The following is a 24102-nucleotide window of genomic DNA, read 5'->3' as shown; positions in this document are numbered from 1 at the left end:
CTCAAGAGCTATAATAATGGCATATGAAAATATCTTCGCCATTGGAGGTAATGATGGAAAAAACGAATCGATTGCTTGGTGAACGGGTGTCAGCAGATAAAGAATTGATCGCTCAATTGGTCCATGAAGAAGCGGTCCGAGATGTTTCTACGGAGCAGCTTGAAATGAACAAAGCTTTTATCGACATTGTCAATAAAGCTCGAATCGATTTTGTGGAACTTATCGGAACGTCGATCAGCAATAGCTGTGATGTAAAAAAAGTCTATGCGGATGTTCAAGAATGGGGAGAAGAGACCGGGAATTTTTTTCTTGAAACCGGCAGATCGCTTGAAGACGCGCTCGCAGAAACGTCACTTTACCGCAAGCATATCGGAACAATCATTAAAACCGAAGCGGTTCGAAAAGACATGGAACTCCAGCTTCTTTTTAATGTCATGGAATTTTTCCACTCCCTGCTGGATCATGCGGCTTATTCTTATACCCATGCTTACACGGCCTCTTATCAACGAAAATTGAAATCGGCAAGAAAAGAATTTCTTGAACTTTCCGCACCGGTCGTACCCGTCAGTGATCAGATCGCTATTTTACCTTTAGTGGGCAGCATTGAAATTGACCGGGCACGCTATATACTGGAACAGACTTTACTTGCCGCAAATGAACTGAAAATCAACGTGCTGATTGTGGACCTCTCGGGAGTGGTGAGGGTGGATTCGATGGTGGCCGAGCAGATCATCAAAATCATCCGGTCGCTGAAGCTGGTCGGTGTACGCTCGGTTCTAACCGGCATCCGTCCGGAAATTGCCTTGACACTCACGGAAATCGGAGTCGATTTGAAGGACTTGGAGATTGGCGGCAGTTTAAAGCGCATGCTTCACCAGATGAATATCAATTGACCCCTAAATAAAAACGCTGAAGCCTAAAGGCTCCAGCGTTTTTTAGGTAGTCAGTTTGTTACAGCTTCAGAATGAAGATCAGGCAAAGACTTGCGTAAAGTGACAGTTTCTTCTTCAGTCAATGGAATCATCGGCAAGCGTACACCGCCAACTTCCACACCCTTCATGTTAAGTGCTGCTTTGACCGGAGATGGATTAGGTGCGGCGAACAATGCTTTCATCATCGGGACCAGTCTGCGGTGAATAGCGGCAGCAGTGCTCACATCGCCTGTTTTGAAGCTGGTGATCATGTCCTGCATATCGTTGCCAATGACATGCGCGGAAACTGAGACGATGCCAGTACCGCCGATTGACAGCATCGGCAAGGTCAGGCTGTCATCGCCGCTGTATACAGAAAATGTAGCCGGTGTTTTTTCGATGATCTCTGCAGCTGCGTCCAAGTCTCCACTCGCTTCTTTGACAGAAACGATATTGTCGATCTTGGACAAACGAATGATTGTCTCTGTAGACATATTGACCACACTGCGGCCTGGGATGTTGTACAGCATGACAGGGAGGCTTGTTGACTGGGCGATTGCCTGGAAATGCTGGAACATGCCTTCCTGTGAAGGTTTGTTGTAATAAGGCGTGACGAGCATGATCCCATCAACGCCTGTTTCTTCAGCCTGTCTCGTCAAAGAAATGGAAGCGCGTGTATTGTTGGAGCCGGTTCCTGCAATTACCGGAATCCGTCCGGCGACTGTGTTGACGGTAAACTCAAATAACTCCACTTTTTCCTCTGACGATAAAGTTGGGGATTCTCCTGTTGTGCCTGCGACGACAAGGCCGTCTGAACCGTTTGCGATCAAATGCTCTATCAGTTTTTGTGTTGCCGGAAAATCGATTTCTCCATGTTGGTCGAATGGCGTCACCATTGCTGTAATTACTTGGCCGAAATTCATAATGAACACACCCTTTTCTAATTTTTGTCGAAACTTAGAGGTGAGGGGCCAGTCAGGAATAAACAAAAAAAGCAGCAACGAGGGGGTCCCGTTGCTGCAGTAGAAACAATGTTTAACATTCGTTCCTGTGCATCAGATAGCCCTCCATATAGTTTCCTATATGACAGTCCTGCATTTATTGAATGCAGACCCAGCGCACGGAAAAATGAGATTTCCGCCACTTCGGCAAATCCCCCTTTCGGCAAACGTCAATGGATCTCATCATCCTCGTTTTGCGTACTGATGGTTTTTGCGCCTCTATCCTACTCCTTAAAAGCTGGAGCAAGAAATATTTAATTAGCTGTACTATAACAAATTCTCTTGTAAATTGCAAGACGAAAAATGTAAAATCTTATGAAAAGGGAGGAGTTCGGATGAATGAGCAGTCACATGACCGTCGGCTGAATATTGTAACTGCAGGAAATCAGCAGGGTTTCACGGATTCGCTGCACCATAACCGGTATGAACCAACTCCTTATGAGCTGTTGGACAGGCTGTTCGATAAGTACAGCTTGTCTCCTGGAGACCGGCTGGTGGATGTGGGGGCTGGAAAAGGCCGTTTGAACTTTTATGCCCATCATCTATTTGGTGTGGAAAGTGCGGGCATTGAGATGAATCCGGTATTCTACGCCGAAGCTTTGGAGAACAAAAAGCACTATGCAAAAAAACATAAAAGCGCTGAAAAGAGCATTGCCTTCTATAATTGCCTGGCACAGGATTATCCGATCGATGCGCGGGACAATAAATTTTATTTCTTCAATCCATTCTCAGTGCAGGTATTCATCAGTTTTATTAACGACGTTTTGCGCTCTGCCGAAACAAATCCGCGGATGGTGGAACTGATTTTGTTTTTTGCTCCACAGGAATACAACGATTTCCTGGAAAACAGTACGGCCTTTGAGTTAGTGGAGGAAATTCAGCTGCTTGGTTTCCATAAAGAGCCACGCGAACGTTTTTTAATATACCGACTGCCACATATGGATTAGAAGTAAGGCAATAATGGGTATGTTTTAACTAAAAACAAATTTGAAGCGGGGGAACCTATATGGAATGGAAAGGCAGAAAAGCCAGCAGGAATGTTGAAGACCGAAGAGGGAAAGGCGGGGCCATGGTTGCAGGCGGCGGCATCGGCGGCATCTTGATTGTCCTGCTGGTGGCATTTTTGGGTGGCGACCCGGGCGTCATTCTGGATCAATTGGGAGGATCGGCCGGAACCACTTCAAATGAGCCGTATGTTGCGACGCAGGAAGAAGAGGAGTTGGCTGAATTCGTATCGGTCGTTTTGGCCGATACCGAAGAGGTCTGGACAGAAGTATTTGCGGAAGAAGGCATGGAGTACGTTGAACCGACTCTTGTCCTGTATACCGGAAGCGTCGAGTCGGCTTGCGGGACAGCTGGTGCCGCCGTCGGTCCGTTCTATTGTCCGGGAGACTACAAGCTATACATCGATTTGAGCTTCTACAATGAATTGCAGAATCAGTTTCAGGCACCCGGCGACTTTGCCATGGCTTATGTAGTGGCGCATGAAGTCGGGCACCATGTACAGAACCTGCTCGGCGTCATGGAAGAAGTGCAGCCTCTCCGCAACCAGTTAAGTGAAGAAGAGTACAATAAAGTGCAGGTTCGCCTGGAGCTGCAGGCGGATTATCTATCCGGCGTCTGGGCGCATCACGCTCAAGGCATGGGCTATTTAGAGGAAGGCGATCTGGAGGAAGCGCTGACAGCGGCAAGCGCGGTGGGAGACGACACGATCCAACAGCGATCGCGCGGCTATGTAGTTCCGGAAAGCTTCACGCACGGCAGTTCTGAGCAACGCCAGCGCTGGTTCTATAAAGGCTTTCAGGCCGGTAATCTCAAAGAGGGCGATACCTTCAATGCAACTGATTTGTGATTCCGAACTGCTTTTGGCAGAAATCCAAGGGTGCGGCATTGATATTTTCGCTGTTGTGATTCATTATAAAGAATAGACAGTCTTTTCATCTATAATTGAAAAGAAATTCAGTTCTATAAAGGAAGTACAACATGACGCAAGATAATATTACACGCATAGAATACGGCGATAAAGAATTGATCCTGATCGGCACGGCACACGTTTCCAAGCTCAGTGCGGAACAGGTGAAAGAGGTCATTGAAGCTGAGCAGCCCGATTCAGTGTGCATCGAGTTGGATGCACAGCGCTATGAATCGGTCACACAAGGCAGTAAGTGGAAAGAAACTGACATTTTTAAAGTCATCAAAGACAAAAAAGCCAGTCTCCTGCTGATGAACCTGGCAATTTCCTCGTTCCAGAATCGCCTGGCAGATCAGTTCGGCATCAAGCCTGGCCAGGAAATGATCCAAGGAATTGCGTCAGCTAAAGAAACCGGCGCAGAATTGGTGCTGGCTGACCGTAATATCCAAGTGACATTTTCACGTATCTGGGGAAATATCGGCTTTATGGGCAAAGCACAGCTGTTGACTTCGGTATTCTTCAGCATCTTCAGTAAAGAGACGATTTCGGAAGAGGACCTGGAGAAGATGAAATCGCAGGATACCCTGAATGCCGTCATGAATGATTTCACCCAGTCCTTCCCTAAATTGAAAGAACCGCTGATCGATGAACGGGACCAGTACTTGGCGCAGAAAATCAAAGAAGCACCGGGCAAAAAAGTTGTCGCAGTCCTCGGTGCTGCCCATATTCCGGGGATTATCAAGGAAGTCCACAATGAACATGATTTGGCGGAATTATCAAAAGTTCCACCGAAATCGAAGTGGCCGAAAATCATCGGCTGGGCCATTCCATTGGCTCTTGTCGCCATGATTGCCATCACATTCATGAACAATCCCGCAGCTGGGATTGATCAAACCGTCAGCTGGATTTTATGGACAGCTTGTCTTGGGGCTATTGGAGCCGCTGCAGCATTCGGCCATCCGTTGGCCATACTGACTGCTTTTGTGGGCGGGCCGATCGGCGCCTTGCACCCGCTTTTGGCCGCAGGCTGGTTTTCCGGACTTGCGCAAGCCTATATCCGCCGGCCGAATGTCGGAGATTTCCAGACATTGTCGAAAGACGTTTTTACGCTCAAAGGATTTTGGGACAATAAAGTAACGCGTGTCCTGCTGGTCGTCGTGTTGACCAATATTGGTACTGCGGCCGGTAATGTCATCGGCGGTGTAGATGTCATCCGCTTGTTTTTCCAGAATCTATAATCGATCTTTCAACCGGACAGCTGAATTTGCTGTCCGGTTTTTTTTTATGGATGATGTTTATTTTTCAAAAGGGGGTATAGATTAAATAGAAGATTGACGAATGGGGAGGCGCGAAAAGGTGAGCTTCTTTTTGGTTGGGATTGTCTTGTGGTCGCTTGTCATTGGCGGAATTATACTGGCGGTTGTCGGTTTTTGGAGAAAGTCATGGCAAGCACTTGCCTGGAGCGGAATCGCTTTGCTGCCACCGATGCTGCTCATTTTTATGGGTGGGGAAGGAATTTGGTTCCGACTAGTTATTCTGGTGCCGCTGGTGTTGTTTATCGCTGCTTTTCTGATGAAACAGCAAAAGATGCAGAGCTTGTAGAACCGGATGGAAATTTCATCCGGTTTTTCTGTGCATTATACTGGCATTTATAAAGTGAAAGTTATACAATTGTTATACAAAAAGTAGAGGGGCAAAGCCGATGAATTACATATTAGAGCGCAGTAAATTATTTATTTTCCTGATTCTGATCCTTTCAATAATAGGAGCCTACACGTTCCTGACCTTGCCTCAACGTGAGATTCCGGAAACTCCATCAAGCCTGGTGCTGGTTTCGACGATTTTGCCGGGAGCGGGGCCGGAAGAAGTGGAGACTTCCATCACCAACCCATTGGAGCGTGAAATCCAGAAAGTGGATGGCATTTCATCCATGCAGTCCATTTCATCCAATTCAGCATCCATCATCACCCTGGAACTTGAGGACGGTGAAAATCCGGATGAACTGATCAACAGTATCCAGCAGCAGACGGGAAGTGCGGCTTCGGGATTTCCCGATACAGCGCAGGAACCTACTGTTGAAAAGCTGGATCTGACTTTCCCGTTGGTCTCCTACATGTTCTATGGAGATGAAGAAGAGCTGGCGACTATGGATAATGCGTTATCCGATTTGTCAGATCAAGTGGAAGCCGTTTCCGGTGTTGCGGGAACGACGGTAAAAGGGCTAAACACGCAACAAGTACTCATCGAACTGGACAGTGAAGAACTGGCAGCCAATAACCTGCAGCCGTTTGAAGTGCTTGAATCGCTTCAGCAGGCCAACCAGCCCTTATCGCTCGGAACCCATGACAATGGCAATGAACAGGTGACCTTGACCATTCAGCAAAGCGAAGGCATCGAAAAGCTGGAACAGCTGCAGGTAGGCGGAGCAGCGGTTCCGCTTGCTGACGTGGCGACCATTGAAACGGTAGATCAGGAAACTGCAGATATCGTCACTTTCGAAGGAGAACCTGCGATTTCCTATACCGTCTTTTTGCAGACAGAACAGGATGTTCCGTCTGTTGACGAAAATGTTTCAGAAGTAATTGAAGAATTCACCGAAACGCTGCCGGCAGGTGTGCAGGCAGAAAAATACGAATCCCAAGCGGATAATGTCAACACGATCTTTGATAGCTTGTATGTTTCATTGGCCATCGCAGTGCTGGCAGTTTTGATCGTCACCACAGCCGGCCTGACTTTATACGGAGCTTTTGCAGTTGCTTTGACCGTGCTGGCTTCCGTATTGATCGGCATGATTCCGATTCCGTTCATGGGTGTCGACTTAAACCAGATTTCGGTCATCGGCCTCATCATTGCCATCGGTATTCTGGTTGATGATAGTATCGTGGTCAACGACAATATCCAGCGGCGCTATAAATTAGGGGATTCGCCGCTTAATGGAGCCATCACCGGCGTCCGCGAAGTGTACCCGTCGATTATTTCCTCCAGTTTGGCGATAGTCGTGACGTTTTCGCCATTGCTGCTGTTGTCGGGCGGCAACGGAGCATTCATCAAAGCTTTGCCAAGCATCCTGATCACCACCATTTTGGCTTCGACGGTCTTGTCGATCACGCTGGTGCCGATGATGCAGTATTTAAAAACAAAAAGAAGAGCGAAGAAAATTTCAGACACTCCCGGATTCTTAGGGAAACCACTCGAGAAAATCGCCTTGTTCTATTCCAATAAAGTGCTGCGCAGCGTCTTGAAACGCCCGATTCTGGTAGGCGTTGGCGGGTTATTGGTAGCGACAGGCTTATTATCCCTTGCGCTCTTTACACCATTTGAATTTTTCCCGGCAGCTGACCGCGAAGAGGTGACGATGGATGTCCGTCTTGCGGAAGGCACCACTATTGAAGAAACAAATGCATTCCTGACAGACTTGACTGAGCAGGTCGCTTCAGAAGATGGTAATGTTGCTGAAACAGCTATTTTCTCCGGTGAAGGTTTACCGAACCTTTTCTCGGCATCGATGGACAATGCTGGCGGCAATACAGGCCAGGTAGCATTCCGGATTGACCGTGAAAGCACGACGGCTGCAGACTTCATCAGCAAATGGCAGCCGGAGCTGCGCGACCGTTTCCCAGAGGCTGAAATCTTCCTGGATACGATTGTTCAAGGGCCGCCTGTTGGTGCTCCTGTCACCGTCGATATCAAAGGTGAGGACACCGAAGAATTAGAGTCGCTCCGTAATGTGCTGAAAGAGCAGATGCTTGAAAACGGGGCGACAATTGTCACAGACAACCTGGGAGATCCGGTGCCGGCTATCGAATACGTGCCGAACCAGGATGCTCTGCAGGAAAATAGTATAGCGCTCAGTTCGGTGACAAACCAGCTTCAGCTTCTGACACAGGGTGTGCCGTTGTACACCATTTACGAAGGGCAGATGCCATATGAAGTGTATCTGAAACAATCAGGCATCGAAGACGGCGAACCGATTGACTTGTCTCAGTTTGATGTTCCTTCACTCGCTGAACAAGGGCCGCCGCAATTGGTGCCGATGGATGAATTGCTGACAGCTGAAGAAACAGATCGATTAGCTCAGATTCCGCATAAGCAGGCCGATCGTTCCATCACGCTTCGCGCATTCGGCGAAGTGGATGACTTTGAAAGCAAAATGCTGGATGTAGTGGATGCTGAACGTGATTCATTGCCGGAAGGCTATGAATTATCGACTGGCGGCGAAAACTCGGATCAGGAAGCATTCTTTGCTGAAATCGGCGTGCTGTTCCTGGTCGTGCTCCTGTTGGTTTACCTGGTCATCGCTTTCCAGTTTAAATCATTCAGCTTGCCATTCCTTGTGTTGATCGCCGTGTATTTGGGTATTTCCGGTGCGATTCTAGGCTTGTTCCTGACACAGACACCGCTCAGCTTCCTGGGTGTCATGGGAATCGTTTCCCTGACAGGAATTGTTGTGCGCAACGCGGTCGTTCTCATCGACTTTGTGGAAGCGCGCCGCCTGTCGGGTGACTTCGATATCAAAGAAGCCATCATCGAATCAGGCTATGCCCGCATCAAACCGATTCTATTGACTTCGATTACGTCGATCATTGCACTCGTGCCGGTCGCTTTGTCGGGAGATCCGTTATTTGAACCACTGGCAGTCACCATCATCGCCGGATTGGCGTTCTCAAGCTTGTTCACCTTGGTGATGATCCCATCATTGTACTTGGTGTTCTATCGTGTGAACCGCCGCAGAAATCAAGTTACAGAATAATACTGGACTGCGCTGCCTTCGGGCTGCGCAGTTTTATTTATATGGGTGAATATTTGGAAAGCGAAAGGGTAAGCAATAAAGTAAAGACGATCGTAGGGGGAAGAGGCGATGGCGGAGATCCGACAGAAGGAAATAGAAAACGATATCGCGAAAGGGCCCTTCCTGGCGGTGCTGATGGCTGGGGTTTTTGTGGCTATCTTAAATCAAACCTTACTCGCGACAGCTTTGCCGCATATTATGGACGATTTAAGCATTTCCGCGAATACGGCACAGTGGCTGACAACCGTCTTTATGCTGGTCAACGGAGTCATGATTCCGATTACTGCATTTTTGATCGGGAAATTTTCGACACGCAACCTGTTTTTTGTGGCGATGGGTTTATTTGCGGCCGGCACAATCATTTGTGCGTTTGCTCCGGGATTCTCGGTTCTCATGGTCGGGCGGATTGTCCAGGCGGCTGGAGCAGGCATCATGATGCCGTTGACGCAGACAGTGCTGTTCATCATTTTCCCGGTGGAAAAACGCGGGCAGGCGATGGGCTTGTTCGGTTTGGTCATTTCCTTCGCTCCGGCGATCGGCCCGACATTGTCAGGCTGGATCGTCGGCCAATATCCATGGCGCGCACTGTTTTACATCGTCATCCCGATTGCCTTGCTGGATTTGATCTTGGCGTACTTCTTCCTTAAAAATGTCACCAGACAAACCTTTCCGACTTTGGACTATTTATCGATTGTCCTGTCGACGCTTGGGTTTGGTGGAATCCTTTATGGCTTTTCGAGTGCCGGCTCGCTGGGCTGGGATAGTCCTGCAGTGTCTATCTCCATTGTTGTCGGCATCATCTCACTGGTGTTCTTTATCCGCCGGCAATTCCGGTTGGATGAGCCGATTTTGGAATTCCGGGTATTTTCCTACGGCATTTTCACTTTATCCACTATCCTAAGTGTCATCGTCTTCATTTCCATGATCGGCAGCGCCACCATCCTGCCGATCTATATGCAGAACATGCACGGCTTTACCGCGCTTGAGTCGGGCCTGATGCTGTTGCCGGGAGCCATCATCATGGGCTTGATGAACCCCATCACGGGCCGGGTCTTTGATAAAGTTGGCGGCAAGTGGCTGGCGGTCGTCGGCTTATCGATCGTGACGGTGTCGACTTTCCAGTTTACGGTGCTGACCGCGACCACTTCTTTCCTCTATTTAACCGTCATACATGCCATCCGCATGTTCGGTGTGGCGATGGTGATGATGCCAGTGACGACAGCCGGCCTCAACCAGCTGCCGGAACGGCTGATTCCGCATGGCACAGCAATGAGCAATACCATGCGGCAGGTATCGGGTTCAATCGGGACGGCACTTCTGGTGACCGTCATGACAAGCACTGCGCTGGATCCTGAACAATACGGCGTGCAAGGCCTGATACGAGGGGTCAATATTTCGTTTATCGTCGTCGGTATTTTGAGCATCATCGGTGTTGGATTGGCGTTTTTCCTCAGAAAAACCGGTCCAGGGATGGAAGCGGCGGATAAAGGCGAGTAAGAAGACTTGTATATGGAATAAAAACTGATGAATGCGTTATCATTTTGTCACACGATAGCCATTTACTTCTTTCGCTAGATTTGGTAAGATGTCTGACGACAGTGGAGTTAAACATATTATTTGCTTAATTTTCTGATAAAAAAATATACCGATGAGGTGAAGTTGTGAATTTATTGTGGGGCATCTTTGGCGTATTCGTTGTTCTCGGAATCGCCTTCCTATTATCAAGCGGCAAGAAGTCTATTAAGCCACGGACAATTCTCGGCGGATTAGCCATCCAAATCACGTTTGCATTTATGGTGCTGGAATGGGAATTTGGAAGAAAGTTGTTATTATGGGTTTCAAATAAAGTCCAGAACGTCATCAACTACGCAGGTGAAGGAATCGCTTTCGTATTCGGCCCAGCGGCGGATACACAAGGATTCGGTTTCGTTTTTGCTTTTCAAGTATTGACGATCATCATTTTCTTTTCTTCTTTAATTTCAGTACTTTATTATCTTGGTGTCATGCAAATCATCATCAAACTTCTGGGAGGCGCGTTATCGAAGCTTCTTGGAACCAGTAAAGCGGAATCGATTTCAGCAGCGGCGAATATTTTCGTCGGCCAGACGGAAGCGCCGCTTGTCGTGCGCCCATTCATCGCAGGGATGACCAAATCAGAGTTGTTCGCTGTCATGACGGGTGGACTGGCATCTGTTGCCGGTTCTACTTTAGCGGGTTATGCGCTTCTTGGCGTACCGCTTGAATACTTGCTTGCTGCAAGCTTCATGGCTGCACCAGCCGGTTTGATCATGGCTAAGATGATGATGCCGGAAACAGAGGAAGTCGAAGAAAAAGAATTTGTGATGGAAAAAGACCAAACGTCGGTCAACGTCGTGGATGCAGCAGCACGCGGTGCGTCTGACGGTCTTCAACTGGCTTTGAACGTCGGTGCGATGCTTCTTGCATTCATCGCGTTGATCGCGTTGTTGAACGGGATGCTTGGCGGCATCAGCGGCTGGTTCGGCTTTGAAGGCCTGACCATCCAAAGTATTTTGGGTGTCATCTTCGCGCCGCTTGCCTGGGCGATCGGTGTTCCTTGGGCAGAAGCTGTCCAAGCGGGCAGTTTCATCGGACAAAAATTGGTGCTCAACGAGTTTGTTGCGTACACAGCCTTTGCTCCGGAAATTGCTGACCTCTCACCTAAAACCGTCATCGTTGTCAGCTTTGCCCTTTGCGGATTCGCTAACTTGAGCTCACTTGCAATTTTACTTGGTGGACTTGGTGCCATGGCGCCAAGCCGCCGCCCGGACATCGCCCGCCTCGGTATTCGCGCCGTTGCGGCTGGTATGCTCGCTTCGTTATTGAGCGCAGCCATCGCCGGAATGTTCGTCTAAACTTTATAATGTGAGGGACCTGCAGCTTCTGCAGGTCCTTTTTTTCGGGTTTTAGTGCTTTTCGCTTGCGGAAAGCGGGTATTCTGGGGGTTTTGGGTGGTTGGTTTTCGGGTTTAAATTGCCTGTTGAGCGCGAAAATGATTTTATGGGCGTTCAGAAAAATTTATGGGCGGTCAAATGGATTTGTGGGCGGTTGGAAGAGATTTGTGGGCGCTCAAAAAAATTTATGGTCGTCCAGCCGGATTTATGGGCGTTCAGCTATTTTTGCATAAAATATCATGCAAAAAGCCCCGCAATTTGCGGGGCTCCATTCTCACTATTCTCTAAAATGATAGACGCGATTTTTGAGGGCGCCGGTGCTATCTAAATCCAGCTGTATCAGTAAGCGTTTAGCCACAGTTCGAGACGCCAATCCACAAAACTCCCGAAGCTTTCGATTGGTGATCTCCAGCTCCACAAAAGTAAAGTATTCCTGGATCGCCAAAAGATGAGCGGAGGAATCGCGCGCACCGCATCGGCTGCAGATCCAGCTGCGCTGGTCCCGCTGCATCGACAGGCACTTGCAGTGTCGGCAATAAACGCCAGGCAGTAAATCTTTTGGGTCGATGAAATAGTAGGTGCATAAAGGGGCTTGTTTATAAGGGGATTGATTAGCCAAAATCATTTTTTTGATTTTAGCCAGTTTCTTATTGTCGGCTTCAAGGGGGAAAGCCTGCAGGATCTTCAGGAGATATTCGATCATTTGATAGGTTTTGCAAATAGAAGCGCGATGCGGTTTGGACGCGAATTCGCAATCTTTGGCAGTAAAGACGATCAGACCGGATACTGGCAGATTTATTTTTTTCATTTGGAAGAACTGCTTCAGAAAACGGATATGCTTATTCAACTGAACGCGAGGATCTTCCATGACGGTTTTTTCTCCAGCAGCATTAATTCGGAAAAATTCGCCCGTCTTCTCATCAAAATGGAGCCGGCCGTTGATATTTTTGGACTCGATGATGACCGCGCAGCGCTCAGTGAGCAGCAGGCCATCCATCTGAACGGACCAGGTGCCGATATTCAAGCTGATGTCCCAAAGGATCTGGAATTCTTCCTCCGAATAGAACTCATGGAACTTTTTCTGCAGACGGCCTTCGCCCCTTGTTCCTGCAGTTGTCCAGTGGAGCTCCCGTTCAAGAAACGGTCGTTGAGGATGATGTTCGCCGAGCCGTATTAGCAATAGTTCCAATGCTTTCGCACGCGGTAATAAATCTACTATATGAATCCCTCCTTTTTAAATTAATAGAATTATAGCATTGCTCCTTTCCTTGCGGCTATCTTATTTTAAGAGCCGATGAAAAACCTGAATACCGGCTTTTCGCAGGCGAAAAGCGACCAACACCAAAGCTGTTCAGCCAAATGCAACCATTCTTGGAGATTTGCAATCGTTCAAAAGGATTTGCAGTCGCTCATCCCGATTTGCAGCCGTTCGCAGAGATTTGCGGTCGTTTAGAAGGATTTACACTCGGTCGAAGAGATTTCCCACCGTTCATGCCATCAAGCATATCCTCTTGACACCCTTATCTTTTTGGATTACACTCCTATCTTGGCTTACCTATTTCGATAGGCAGAGCGGGTAGGGAGAGGGCTAATTTAATAGAAGGTTTTGGCTATGTTTAATTGGATGGACCGATATTTTGGTCTTCAGGAAAACGATACAACGGTCAAACGCGAAATGACAGCGGGATTGGTCGGCTTTTTTACGGTGGTCTACATCATCGCGGTCAATTCGCTGATCTTATCGGAAGCGGGCATGCCGCTTGAAGCAGCGATTGTCGCAACGATTGCGGCGTCGGTTTTTGGCTGTCTGATCATGGGATTTTGGGGCAATGCGCCGATTTTATTGGTACCCGGTATGGGAATCAACGCATTGTTCTCTTACACCATGGTCCAGTCGATGGGCTTGTCGTGGCAGGAAGCGTTGGCGGTCGTGTTTGTCTCAGGCGTGATCTTTGTGGCGGTGGCATTCACGCGTTTCGCGAAAATGCTGAGCGCGGCAGTGCCGCATTCGCTGAAAGAAGCGATTACAGTCGGACTGGGTTTATTCCTTATGCTGATCGGCCTTGAGAAAGGCGGCATTGTGGAGCGTGGGACGAGTTCGATTCTGGCACTCGGTTCGCTTGCAGATGCGCAGGTGTTGGCGACAGTGCTGACCTTCCTTATCGCGATAGTGCTGTTCATCCGCAACGTGCCGGGGAATTTCCTGATCACGATTGTGGTGGGAACGGTCATCGCTTCGTTTTTCGGCCAGATCGACTTTGGCAGTATGAACGAATCATCGATTAATGCGGCGGAAGCATTTGCGGTATTTGGCGCATTGTCGTTCGGCAATATCCTGTCCATGACGTTTTGGGTCGCGGTATTTTCGCTGACGATGGTGCTGGTGTTTGAAAACATCGGCCTTGTCCACGGACAAGTGGCATTCATCGAGCGCCCGGAGAAATTCGGCCGCGCGTTCCAAGCGACTTCCGTGTCTGCGATGACATCCGGTATTTTCGGCACGAGCCCGACAGTGGCGACCGTCGAAAGTGCTGCAGGTATGACTGCAGGCGGCCGGACTGGATTGACGACGATTACGGCCGGCTTGTTGTTTCTGGTCGCTTCGTTCTTCATTCCGGTCATCAAGCTGATTCCGGACAGCGCGATTGCACCGATCCTGATCATCATCGGCGGGTTGATGCTGCAGAATATCAAGAATCTCGATATGAAGGACATGACTGAAAGCTTTCCGGCTCTGTTGATTGTGGCATTGATCCCGTTTACGTACAGCATTGCGGACGGCATCGCTTTCGGATTCATCTTGTATCCGATCTTGAAAATCGCAACTGGCAGAGGGCGTGAAGTTTCGCCGACCCTGTTTGTGATTGCCGGCCTGTTCCTCGCAAATTTCGTGTTTCATTATCTGGGTTGAGGCCCGTCAACAGTAACGCACTTGCTGAGGCAAGTGCGTTTTTTTCTATAGCAGTGTACAATGGAAGAAGAAGATCCAAAAGGAGCGGATAAAGATGAAATACACCAAATCCAAAATGGAGCAGTTGGTCAGCGATCATCCGGAATTGAAGAAGCGGTTGAAAATATTGATGAAAGAAATGGAGCTTGAAAAAGGTTTTGCCTTAAAAGCGCTTTACCATTCAGAAGTGACGGACAATGGAACTTACCAGAAAGATTATCAGGACCTCGACTTGGAATAAGCTTATAAAAAAACTATACAAAAACGCCCTCAATTCGATGATTGAGGGCGTTTTTGCATGTTGCTAAAATTTTTGTTGATCCATCCATTGCTGCCAAACTTTTACATCGCTGCCCAAGTACCAGCGGTTGCCTTCGGTATGCTCACAATCGACGCCTTGCCCCCCGAGGATGAAATGCATTTCAGGGTTGGCTTTAGCTAAGGCATCAATGTACTTATTAGCTACCGGCAGGAGTTTGGGCGAGGCGATGGACATGCACATCAATTTGAAATTCTGTTTGGTGACCATTTCCTCTAAGCCTTCGAGAGGTGTATCCGGCCCGATGTAAACAACCGAAAACCCGTTCTCCCGAAGAAATAAAGTGAATAGCAGCAAGCCTAATTGATGTTGCTCTCCACTTGGGCTGAGTGCCATGACTTTTGGCAGATTAGGGGAAATCGGAAAAACACGGAAAAATTGATTGAAGCGCTGTTGGACGATATGTGTGATCATATGCTCATGAGCCACACTGATGACGCCATCTTCCCAAGCCTCTCCAATACGCACCATCAACGGCGCGATGATATAAAAAAAGACTGTTTGGTGATGGAATAAAGAAAAATGAAGATCCAGCAAATAATTGAAGCGTTCCGTATCCATCTCTGCAGCAGCCTGAAAAAGTTGGTTTATTTGTTCATCGTATTCCATTGCCTCTTTTTGAGGGAGCTCATTATTGGGTACGATGAACTGCTTGCGTGAAGCATGAAGCTTTTTTACCGCTTCACTGATTTTCATGCCGTTGTCCTGGACTTGTATTTTTAGCCATTTCAAATCTTCCAGATTTTGATCCGAATACAAGCGGTGTCCAGATTCCGTACGGGCAGGCGTAATCGCACTGTAACGCGTCTCCCAGGATCGGATTGTCACTTTCGGCATATCTAAGATTTTGGCAGCTGCTTTAATATTATACATAGCATTACCTTCATTCTATAGATTTATGGTTACGTGTTGTACAAATATTATACAACGTATAGACAGACCCGTAAAGCTGGAGACATAATTCGACAAAAAGGATGAAAAAATGGACTCTCCGGAGAGAGCCCATCGTTATCGATCTTTATACAGCTGCAGAAGCTTTAGCGGCGCGCGAACGCTGCCAAGAGACTGTGATGAACATGGTGATCATCAACATGATCAGACCCAAAATAAATGGATAAATGATATTGATATCGTAAAGGACACCTGCAAGCAATGGCCCAATAACATTCCCGATGCTCATATAGGCGTTGTTCATGCCCATCGCGAAGCCGACTTCACCGTCAGCCATTTTCGAAATCAAAGTGTTCAAGACTGGACGCAAAATAGACGTAGCCATGAAAATCACTAATGAAACGACGAAGAACATGATGTAGCTTCCCGCAAACAGGGACATCAGGAAGCCAAAAGCTGCAACCCCTAAGAATGTGACTAGAATGGCAACTTCTCCGTAACGGCGAACAATCCGGTCAACGATAAACAATTGTACAATAACGCTGACGACACCTGTTGCGGTAATCATGAAGGCGATGTCTTTTGCAGTCGAGTTGAATTGATTGTCCAGATACAGGCCAACTACGGATTCATATGCCAATAAGCCGAAGCTCATGACGAGTGTGATGACCAATGGAATGAAATATGGCATCTTGGTGGAGCGGCCTATTTTAGTGAACATGGATTCCTCATCGGTCAATGTAGCAGCCAATACAGGATTGGCATCTGTTGCATCGTGTTCCTTCAGCCAGATGACGGAAAAGAGCACTGCGCCCAGGGATACCAATGCAGAAACCAAGAATGGCAGCTTCAGGCCATAATCAGCTAAAAATCCGCCGATGCCAGGTCCTACGACAATTCCCAGCGACATGGCGGCAGACACCAGGCTGGTTCCTTTCGCTCGCTGGTCAAAGGTCGTGATGTCTGCAATATAGGCGAAAATAGCGGGAATCAGCATCGCTGCTCCCACGCCGCCGATCACACGGGATAAGTACAATACCCAGATGGCGTCAGAAGCATAGAAAACGAACATGGAAATCGTTAAACCGAGTAGGCCGTAGATAATCATTTTCCGGCGTCCGTATTGATCGGCCCATTTTCCAGCAATCGGAGAAAACACGAATTGGGCAGCGGCGAAAATAGCGATCATCAGGCCAGCCGCCATACCGCCTTGGTTTATGGACTCCAGATAGGAAGGCAGGATCGGGATAACGATTCCGAAGCTTGCGATGGCGATGAACATATTGATCATCAGGATAAAAATTTTCTTTTTTTGGTCTGCAGACATGACAGATTTCCTCATTTCTTCTATGTGTTTATACGAAGTTTTTTTCTTCAGCTTTTCCATATTATTTGAGCTTCCACTTCTTGTCAATAAAACAGGCTTGACCGGATTATCAACTGAGGAACCCATAAAAAAAGGGAATCTTTAGACCAGAGATTCCGCTTGAGAAGCATCATTCACCTTCAGTAAAGCATGTGTTTTGGCGGCGCGTGAAATGCGCCAAGCGACGGCGATCCATAAGGTGATGATCAACAGGCCGAGCCCTAAAATAAATGGATAATTGATAGTGAAATCGAACAGCAGACCAGTTGATAAAGGACCAGGACATTGCAGAGGCTCATAAGCACAATTGTCTTACGAAAAGATAAAATACTTTATTATATTATATAAGAAGAGAGGGCAAACGCAGTTAGGAAAAAGTTTGGTTTATTTTTAGAGATCAGGGAATAAGACATAATAACTGAACAACTTCAAAAACTAAAGCTTCTGAAGGGTGATAAAGGTGGACAAAAAACTTCGTCGTATCAAAGCCATTGAATTGCAGAATCGGGTTGTCTCTCCTGAAGAGGCAGCTTCTTGGATCGAAGATGGAATGACGTTAGGGCTAAGTGGATTCACGCGCGCTGGCGATGCCAAAGCCGTACCGTATGCATTGATTCGCCGTGCGGAAACAGAGCGGTTTAAAGTGAATGTCTTTACGGGTGCTTCGTTGGGTTCGGACGTTGACAGACTAATGGCAGAAGCGGGAATCATCCATAAGCGTTTGCCGTTCCAGGCGGATCCAGCCATGCGCAGAAAGATAAACAGCGGCGATTTGCTGTTTGTCGATCATCATCTTTCCCAGACAGCTGAGTGGATTCGGGCAGGTGTGATTGAACCAATCGACTTTGCAGTAATCGAAGCTTTGGAAATTACAGAAGATGGCATGATCATTCCAACAACATCTGTCGGCAATTCATCGGTTTTCGTGAAACACGCCAAAAATGTCATAATTGAAATCAATCTGTCACAGCCTGAATTGTTCAAAGGAATCCATGATATTTACGAACCGGGAATGCAGGGGCAGCGTTCGCCTATTCCACTGACTCGCGCGGATGATCGGATCGGAACGATCGGAATACCGGTAGATCCAGAAAAGGTCCGGGGCATCGTCTTTACTGCACAGCAGGATTCCCCTTCCACTATTCTTCAGCCCGATGCCGAATCGGAAGTGATGGCTGGCCATCTATTGGATTTCCTGCGAGCGGAAGTGAAGTCGGGGAGGTTGACCAATCGACTCGCTCCTCTTCAGTCTGGAATAGGTTCAGTTGCGAATGCCGTTCTTCATGGCTTGATCGATTCTGAATTCAATGAGTTGGACGTATACTCAGAAGTTCTCCAGGATGCGGTTTTCGATTTGATGGATGCAGGAAAGGTGAAGTTCGCTTCCGCTTCGTCGATTACGCTGTCTCAGGAGAAGATGAAGCAGGTATTCGGAAACTTTGGCGAATACCTGGATAAAATCATCCTTCGCCCGCAGGAAATTACGAATCATCCAGGATTGATTCGCCGTCTCGGCTTGATTTCCATTAATACAGCACTGGAATTCGATATTTACGGCAATGTAAACTCGACCCATGTGTCCGGCATTAAAATGATGAACGGCATCGGCGGGTCCGGTGATTTTGCCCGCAATGCCCGTTTGTCCATCTTTGTCACAAAATCAATTGCCAAAGGCGGCATCATCTCAAGCGTAGTCCCATTCGCCACGCATGTAGACCATACCGAGCACGATGTCGATGTTGTCGTAACCGAGCAGGGCTACGCGGATTTACGCGGCCTCGCTCCGCGTGAGCGGGTGCCTCTGATCATCGGGAACTGTGTCCACCCGATGTACCGGAACCAAATGCAGGCTTATTATGAAGAAGCACTGCTGCGTGGAGGACAGACACCTCATGTGCTGGAAAAAGCCTTTTCCTGGCATACTAATTTAATGGAAAATGGAACAATGCTTATTTCTGATTAATCGTACAAAACCAGTCCTTAAGAAGGGCTGGTTTTTCTAATAGAAGAAGGGCTTTTCGTGTATAATCAAAGCATTGAGTTGAAACAGGAGGGTTATTATGGAGAGCTTTACACTAGGTTCACTATTGGATGTCATGGGGGAATTATTCTCTGACGAAATTTCAATAGCTGTGACCAACACAAAAGAATATATCTATTACAGGCCGAGCAAGCGGGTCGATCTGAAAATAAAATCAGGAGACCTGGTGAAGCCGGGGACCATCGCACATAAAGCACTGCAGTCGAATCAGAAAACTTCCGAATTCATCAATCGGGAAATTTTCGGCGTACCTTACCACGGAATGGCTGTGCCGTTTGAGCATGAAGGGGAGCTTCAGGGCTGTGTCATGGCCATCTATCCAGCGTTTACGGAAGGGAAGTCAGTTGTTACGGTGAAAAGCCCAGACGGCTGGAAACCGATTCCTTTTACCGAAGTTAAGTATCTGGAAGTGAAGGACCGCAAAACCCATGTCCACGCTGAGGGCTATTCCGGCACCAATAAAAACTCCCTTCAGGAATTTGAATTCCTGTTGCCGCGTGAGTCGTTCATCCGGTGCCATCGTTCGTTCATCGTCAACGTACATCATATAGAAGAAATTTATCCGGATACCCATTCCACATTCGTCCTGGCGATGAATAACGGGGAACGAATCCCCGTCAGCCAGTCCTACTCCAGCTACTTCAGAAAACTGTTGGGGTTCTAAAGAAAAGCGGAAGCGCCCGTATAGTCCCGACAAGCGCTGGAAGGCTTACCGGTGATGGCGGTCTTTGCCATCGCGGGTAAGGCTGAAGCGACTCGAGGGACTGGGCGCTGGAGTCTGGACAATGAAGAAAAGCGGAAGCGCCCGTTTAGCTCTGCCGGGCATAAGACAGACCAGCAGTGTGGCGTACTTTGCCACGCAGCTGGGTTGGCTTATGACCCAAAGAGCTGGGCGCTGAAGTCTGGACATAGAAAAGCGCAAGCGCCCGCTGAAACTGGAAGAGCTAAGCATCGATACAATCCTCATAAGGGTTGTATCGATGCTTTTTTGCGTTATTAAAAATATGCTGCTTCAATCACCTTTTTCACTGCTTGGCAGAAATAAACTCTTTTCCAATCTGCAATGCTCAATAACATATCAAAACAAGTTAAAATTATCTAATAATTAAGTTGTTGATAGATAATGAAAAACTATACCCATTTTTGTACGGATTGCGATTTTCAACTGAGCGACCGCTCATGAAAACGCTTTATCAAGCGAGCAGCATTAAAAACTAAACTTTGAAAGAGAGTGATTACAATGGAAAAGAAACTTGAGCGCATCAAAGCGAAACAATTACAGGATCGGGTGGTTACACCAGAAGAGGCAGCTTCATGGATACAGGACGGAATGACATTGGGTCTTAGTGGATTTACCCGCGCTGGAGACGTGAAAGCGGTTCCTTTGGCATTAGTGAAACGTGCAGAAGACGAAAGCTTTAAAGTGAACGTTTTCACAGGCGCATCTTTAGGTTCAGACATCGATCGATTGTTCGCGGAAGCGGGAATTGTCAACAAACGTTTGCCATTCCAGGCAGAACCGGCAATGCGCAAAAAAATCAACGACGGTGAAATGCTGTTTGTGGACCATCACTTATCGCATACTTCAGAATGGATTCGCTCCGGAGTGACAGAATCGATTGATTTTGCAATTTTAGAAGCTCTGTCCATTACAGAAGATGGCATGGTCATTCCGACAACTTCTGTCGGGAACAATGCGATTTTTGCAAAGCACGCTAAGAACATCATTCTAGAAATCAACATGGCACAGCCTGAATGGTTTGAAGGCGTTCATGACATCTATGATACCGGCAAACAAGGCGAGCGCTCACCAATTCCGTTGACTGCTGCAGATCAGCGTATCGGCACGATCGGAATTCCGATCGATATGGAAAAAGTCAGAGGCATCGTATTCACTGAGCAATTGGATTCTCCTTCAAACATCGTACCGCCGGATGAAGAAACAAAAATCATGGCTGACCATCTGCTTGAGTTCCTGCGTTCTGAAATCCGCGCAGGCCGTTTGACAGAAAAATTAGCTCCTTTGCAGTCAGGAATCGGATCTGTTGCGAATGCTGTTTTGCATGGCATGATCGACTCTGAGTTCAAAGATTTGGAAGTATACTCGGAAGTTCTTCAAGACGCTGTCTTTGATTTGATGGATGCTGGGAAAGTAAGTTTCGCATCGTGCTGTTCAATTACATTATCAGAACCTAAAATGAAACAAGTCTTTGAGGAATACGAAAACTACCGCAACAAGATTGTTATGCGTCCACAGGAAATCTCCAACCATCCTGAAATTATCCGTCGACTCGGATTGATTTCAATCAATACTGCTTTGGAATTCGATATGTATGGAAACGTCAACTCCACGCATGTATCGGGTACGAAAATGATGAACGGCATCGGTGGTTCAGGTGATTTCGCACGAAATGCACGTCTGGCGATCTTTGTCACAAAATCAATTGCCAAAAACGGAAATATTTCAAGTGTAGTACCGTTTGTATCCCATGTGGATCATACAGAACACGATGTGGATGTGGTGGTAACAGAGCAAGGCTATGCAGATCTTCGCGGACTGGCTCCGCGTGAGCGTGTAGAAGTCATCCTTGCAAACTGCGTACACCCGTCATACCGCGCTCAACTTCGCGAGTATTACGACGAAGCTTTGACACGCGGGGGACAAACACCACATGTGTTGGAAAAAGCCTTCTCATGGCACGCCGATTTAGCGAAAAACGGCACAATGCTACAGAAGAAAGAGCAATTGGTATAAGAAAAGCGGAAGCGCCCGTGTAGCTCTGCCGGGCATAAGACGATCTGGCGAAGCGGCGTACTTTGCCGCATAGCCAGAGTGGCTTATGACCCAAAGAGCTGGGCGCTGGAGCTGGACAAAAGAAAAGCGGAAGCGCCCGTGTAGCTCTGCCGGGCATAAGACGATCTGGCGAAGCGCCCTATAACTTAAAAAAACCAGACAGCCTAAACAAGCTGTCTGGTTTTTCTATTACTTATTGCCGTAAATTTCAGAAGTGCTGCGAGTGTACAGTTCAACCACATGGCCGAAAGGGTCTTCAGTATAAACCAAATAATGAGGTTTGCCTTTATTGATATTCCAGATTTTACTGCGTTGTTTGCCACCATGCTGCACGGCTTTTTCGATGGTTCCGACAAGATCATCGACAACCAGACATATGTGGATAAAACCGGCATGTGGTGAGTAATGATCGCTGTAATATGTAGGATCCTGGAATTCAAAAAGCTCGATGCCGACGCCGCCTGAAGACATCAGGTGGACGTTGCGCATCTTCTTCAGCCCGCTTCCTTGCAGATCCAATGTCATGGCATTCGCTTCTTCTTCCTCCGCATTAAAGTCGAAAGGGCCTGCCAATATATAGAAATCAAACACTTTTTTGTACCAATCGATGGCTCGATCCAAGTCGGGAACGGCAAGTCCCACATGTGTAATCGTGCTCATAAAATCCACTCCTTCCTATCATTCTCTACCCATACAAGAAGCAGAATAAGCAATATTTAAATCAGAGTTTTCTGTCTAAACAAAAATAGTTGTTGTCAAGCGTTATTTTTAGTATTATAATAAGCAATTGTGAAATTTGAAATGAGGGTACTAAAATGAAAAATTCCATCTATGGATTAACGATAGATCAGTTAAAAGAATGGTTTTTAGAAAACGGCCAGAAAAAATACCGTGCAGAACAGGTATGGGACTGGTTGTATATTAAACGTGTCACCGAATTTTCAGAGATGAACAATCTTTCGAAGGATTGCATTCAATTGCTTGAAGATAACTTTGCGATCCGCACTTTGAAAGAGACCGTTAAGCAGGAATCGGCAGATGGCACGATCAAATTCCTATTCCAAATGCAGGACGGCAACTTGATTGAAACCGTATTGATGCGCTTCAAATACGGAAATTCGGTCTGTGTCACGACACAGGTTGGCTGTAACATCGGCTGCAGTTTCTGCGCCAGCGGACTTTTGAAAAAGAGCCGCGATTTAAATGCGGGCGAAATCGTTGAGCAGATCATGCAGGTACAAGCACATTTTGACTCCCAGCAAAAAGACGAGCGTGTCAGCCACATCGTCGTAATGGGTATCGGCGAACCATTCGATAACTATACGAACTTGATGGGCTTCCTGAACATCGTCAACTCACAAAAAGGTTTGGCTATCGGAGCTCGCCACATTACGGTATCGACTAGTGGTATCGTACCGAAAATCTACGATTATGCAGACGAAGGCCTGCAAGTGAATCTGGCCATTTCAATCCATGCGCCGACCAATGAATTGCGTACGCGCATCATGAAAATCAACAAAGCTTATCCGATTGAAAAATTGATGGCATCCATCGACTACTACCTGGAGAAATCCAACCGCCGCATCACGTTTGAGTATATTTTATTGCGCGACGTCAATGACCATGTGGAAGAAGCGAATCAATTGGCGAAATTGCTGGAAGACAAACGTCATCTATCATACGTCAACCTGATTCCCTACAATTCAGTTGATGAGCATGATCAGTACCAGCAAAGTACGCCGGAAGCGATCACTGCTTTCTATGATGCTTTGAAAAAGAAAGGCATCAATTGTGGCGTGCGCCACGAGCAGGGCGCTGACATCGATGCAGCTTGCGGACAATTGCGAAGCAAGCAAATCAAAAAAGAGAAAAAAGAAGTAACTGTATAATAATATAAAAAAAGCGTTCCTGAAATTTCAGGAACGCTTTTTTGTGTGGTTCAGAAAATATACTAAGTAAGGAATATGCTTTTTAGACGTAGCTGTTTTCCGCTTGCGCTTTTCTTATTGTCCAGACTCCAGCGCCCAGTCCCTCGAGTCGCTTCAGCCTCACCTGCGATGGCAAAGATCGCCATCACCGGTAAGGCTTCCAGCGCTTGTCGGAACTACACGGGCGCTTGCGCTTTTCTTCATTGTCCAGCTCCAGCAGCCAACTCCTCGGATCATAAGCCAATCTGGTTATGCGGCTGAAAACATGCCGCTTCACCAGCCTGTCTT

The 24102-nt window shown here is 47.3% G+C and carries 19 protein-coding genes and 1 riboswitch; of the genes, 14 read left to right on the top strand and 5 right to left on the bottom strand.

Going from position 1 to position 24102, the window contains the following annotated elements; all coding sequences use genetic code 11:
- The first annotated feature begins 53 nt into the window (after positions 1–53).
- Complete coding sequence (locus Q0785_RS13565) at positions 54–893, top strand: STAS domain-containing protein (protein WP_298830642.1); 840 nt, start codon at positions 54–56, stop codon at positions 891–893.
- Positions 894–943: 50 nt separating this feature from the next.
- Here Q0785_RS13565 and dapA read toward each other — a convergent pair whose 3' ends face one another.
- A complete protein-coding gene (dapA, locus tag Q0785_RS13560; protein WP_298830639.1) occupies positions 944–1834 on the bottom strand; it encodes a 4-hydroxy-tetrahydrodipicolinate synthase in 891 nt (296 codons plus the stop codon).
- A 129-nt stretch (positions 1835–1963) separates the two neighbouring features.
- Positions 1964–2142, bottom strand: a riboswitch (Lysine riboswitch).
- 105 nt (positions 2143–2247) lie between these two features.
- Between dapA and Q0785_RS13555 the strand changes: the two genes are divergently transcribed.
- The 7 genes from Q0785_RS13555 (at position 2248) to Q0785_RS13525 (ending at position 11486) form a co-directional block, all read left to right on the top strand.
- Entirely contained in the window at positions 2248–2859 is a 612-nt protein-coding gene (locus tag Q0785_RS13555; RefSeq protein WP_298830636.1) for a class I SAM-dependent methyltransferase, read from the top strand.
- Between the two features lie 59 nt (positions 2860–2918).
- On the top strand, positions 2919–3764 hold the full coding sequence (locus Q0785_RS13550; RefSeq protein WP_298830634.1) for a neutral zinc metallopeptidase: 846 nt from the start codon (positions 2919–2921) through the stop codon (positions 3762–3764).
- A gap of 131 nt (positions 3765–3895) precedes the next feature.
- Complete coding sequence (locus Q0785_RS13545) at positions 3896–5062, top strand: TraB/GumN family protein (protein ID WP_298830631.1); 1167 nt, start codon at positions 3896–3898, stop codon at positions 5060–5062.
- Between the two features lie 118 nt (positions 5063–5180).
- Positions 5181–5426, top strand: coding sequence for a hypothetical protein (locus tag Q0785_RS13540; RefSeq protein ID WP_298830628.1), 246 nt, complete (start codon positions 5181–5183; stop codon positions 5424–5426).
- A 100-nt stretch (positions 5427–5526) separates the two neighbouring features.
- Entirely contained in the window at positions 5527–8574 is a 3048-nt protein-coding gene (locus Q0785_RS13535; RefSeq protein ID WP_298830627.1) for an efflux RND transporter permease subunit, read from the top strand.
- 108 nt (positions 8575–8682) lie between these two features.
- Positions 8683–10110 (top strand): DHA2 family efflux MFS transporter permease subunit, encoded by a 1428-nt coding sequence (locus Q0785_RS13530; RefSeq protein ID WP_298830624.1) that lies wholly within the window; start codon positions 8683–8685, stop codon positions 10108–10110.
- A gap of 164 nt (positions 10111–10274) precedes the next feature.
- The gene (locus Q0785_RS13525; protein ID WP_298830621.1) at positions 10275–11486 is read left to right on the top strand and encodes a NupC/NupG family nucleoside CNT transporter; all 1212 of its coding nucleotides are present in this window, start codon (positions 10275–10277) and stop codon (positions 11484–11486) included.
- A 316-nt stretch (positions 11487–11802) separates the two neighbouring features.
- Here the strand turns inward: Q0785_RS13525 and Q0785_RS13520 are convergent, their stop codons facing one another.
- Complete coding sequence (locus tag Q0785_RS13520; protein WP_298830618.1) at positions 11803–12714, bottom strand: nuclease-related domain-containing protein; 912 nt, start codon at positions 12712–12714, stop codon at positions 11803–11805.
- Between the two features lie 423 nt (positions 12715–13137).
- On the opposite strand from Q0785_RS13520, the gene Q0785_RS13515 reads away from it, so the two are divergent.
- Entirely contained in the window at positions 13138–14436 is a 1299-nt protein-coding gene (locus Q0785_RS13515; protein ID WP_298830616.1) for an NCS2 family permease, read from the top strand.
- Between the two features lie 94 nt (positions 14437–14530).
- Positions 14531–14716: a hypothetical protein gene (locus Q0785_RS13510; protein ID WP_298830614.1), complete on the top strand. Its 186-nt coding sequence runs from the start codon at positions 14531–14533 to the stop codon at positions 14714–14716.
- 63 nt (positions 14717–14779) lie between these two features.
- On the opposite strand, the gene Q0785_RS13505 is transcribed toward Q0785_RS13510, so the two are convergent.
- Both Q0785_RS13505 and Q0785_RS13500 read right to left on the bottom strand, forming a co-directional pair.
- On the bottom strand, positions 14780–15667 hold the full coding sequence (locus Q0785_RS13505; protein WP_298830612.1) for a MerR family transcriptional regulator: 888 nt from the start codon (positions 15665–15667) through the stop codon (positions 14780–14782).
- 145 nt (positions 15668–15812) lie between these two features.
- Positions 15813–17072, bottom strand: a complete 1260-nt coding sequence (locus Q0785_RS13500; RefSeq protein ID WP_298830610.1) for an MFS transporter — start codon at positions 17070–17072, stop codon at positions 15813–15815.
- A gap of 439 nt (positions 17073–17511) precedes the next feature.
- Here Q0785_RS13500 and Q0785_RS13495 point away from each other — a divergent pair, with 439 nt between their 5' ends.
- From Q0785_RS13495 to Q0785_RS13485, 3 genes are all read left to right on the top strand, one after another.
- Positions 17512–19014 carry a succinate CoA transferase gene (locus tag Q0785_RS13495; protein WP_298830608.1) on the top strand — a complete coding sequence of 501 codons (1503 nt, stop codon included), beginning with the start codon at positions 17512–17514 and terminating at the stop codon, positions 19012–19014.
- Positions 19015–19111: 97 nt separating this feature from the next.
- Positions 19112–19756, top strand: coding sequence for a LytTR family DNA-binding domain-containing protein (locus tag Q0785_RS13490; RefSeq protein ID WP_298830607.1), 645 nt, complete (start codon positions 19112–19114; stop codon positions 19754–19756).
- Positions 19757–20332: 576 nt separating this feature from the next.
- The gene (locus Q0785_RS13485; protein ID WP_298830605.1) at positions 20333–21847 is read left to right on the top strand and encodes an acetyl-CoA hydrolase/transferase family protein; all 1515 of its coding nucleotides are present in this window, start codon (positions 20333–20335) and stop codon (positions 21845–21847) included.
- Positions 21848–22075: 228 nt separating this feature from the next.
- Here the strand turns inward: Q0785_RS13485 and Q0785_RS13480 are convergent, their stop codons facing one another.
- Positions 22076–22546: a VOC family protein gene (locus Q0785_RS13480; protein WP_298830604.1), complete on the bottom strand. Its 471-nt coding sequence runs from the start codon at positions 22544–22546 to the stop codon at positions 22076–22078.
- A 155-nt stretch (positions 22547–22701) separates the two neighbouring features.
- Between Q0785_RS13480 and rlmN the strand changes: the two genes are divergently transcribed.
- The gene (gene rlmN, locus Q0785_RS13475; protein WP_298830602.1) at positions 22702–23775 is read left to right on the top strand and encodes a 23S rRNA (adenine(2503)-C(2))-methyltransferase RlmN; all 1074 of its coding nucleotides are present in this window, start codon (positions 22702–22704) and stop codon (positions 23773–23775) included.
- Positions 23776–24102: the final 327 nt, after the last annotated feature.

This window comes from uncultured Planococcus sp., from assembly GCF_947501725.1.
Lineage (GTDB): Bacteria > Bacillota > Bacilli > Bacillales_A > Planococcaceae > Planococcus > Planococcus donghaensis_C.
This window is presented reverse-complemented; position numbering and strand designations above follow the sequence as displayed.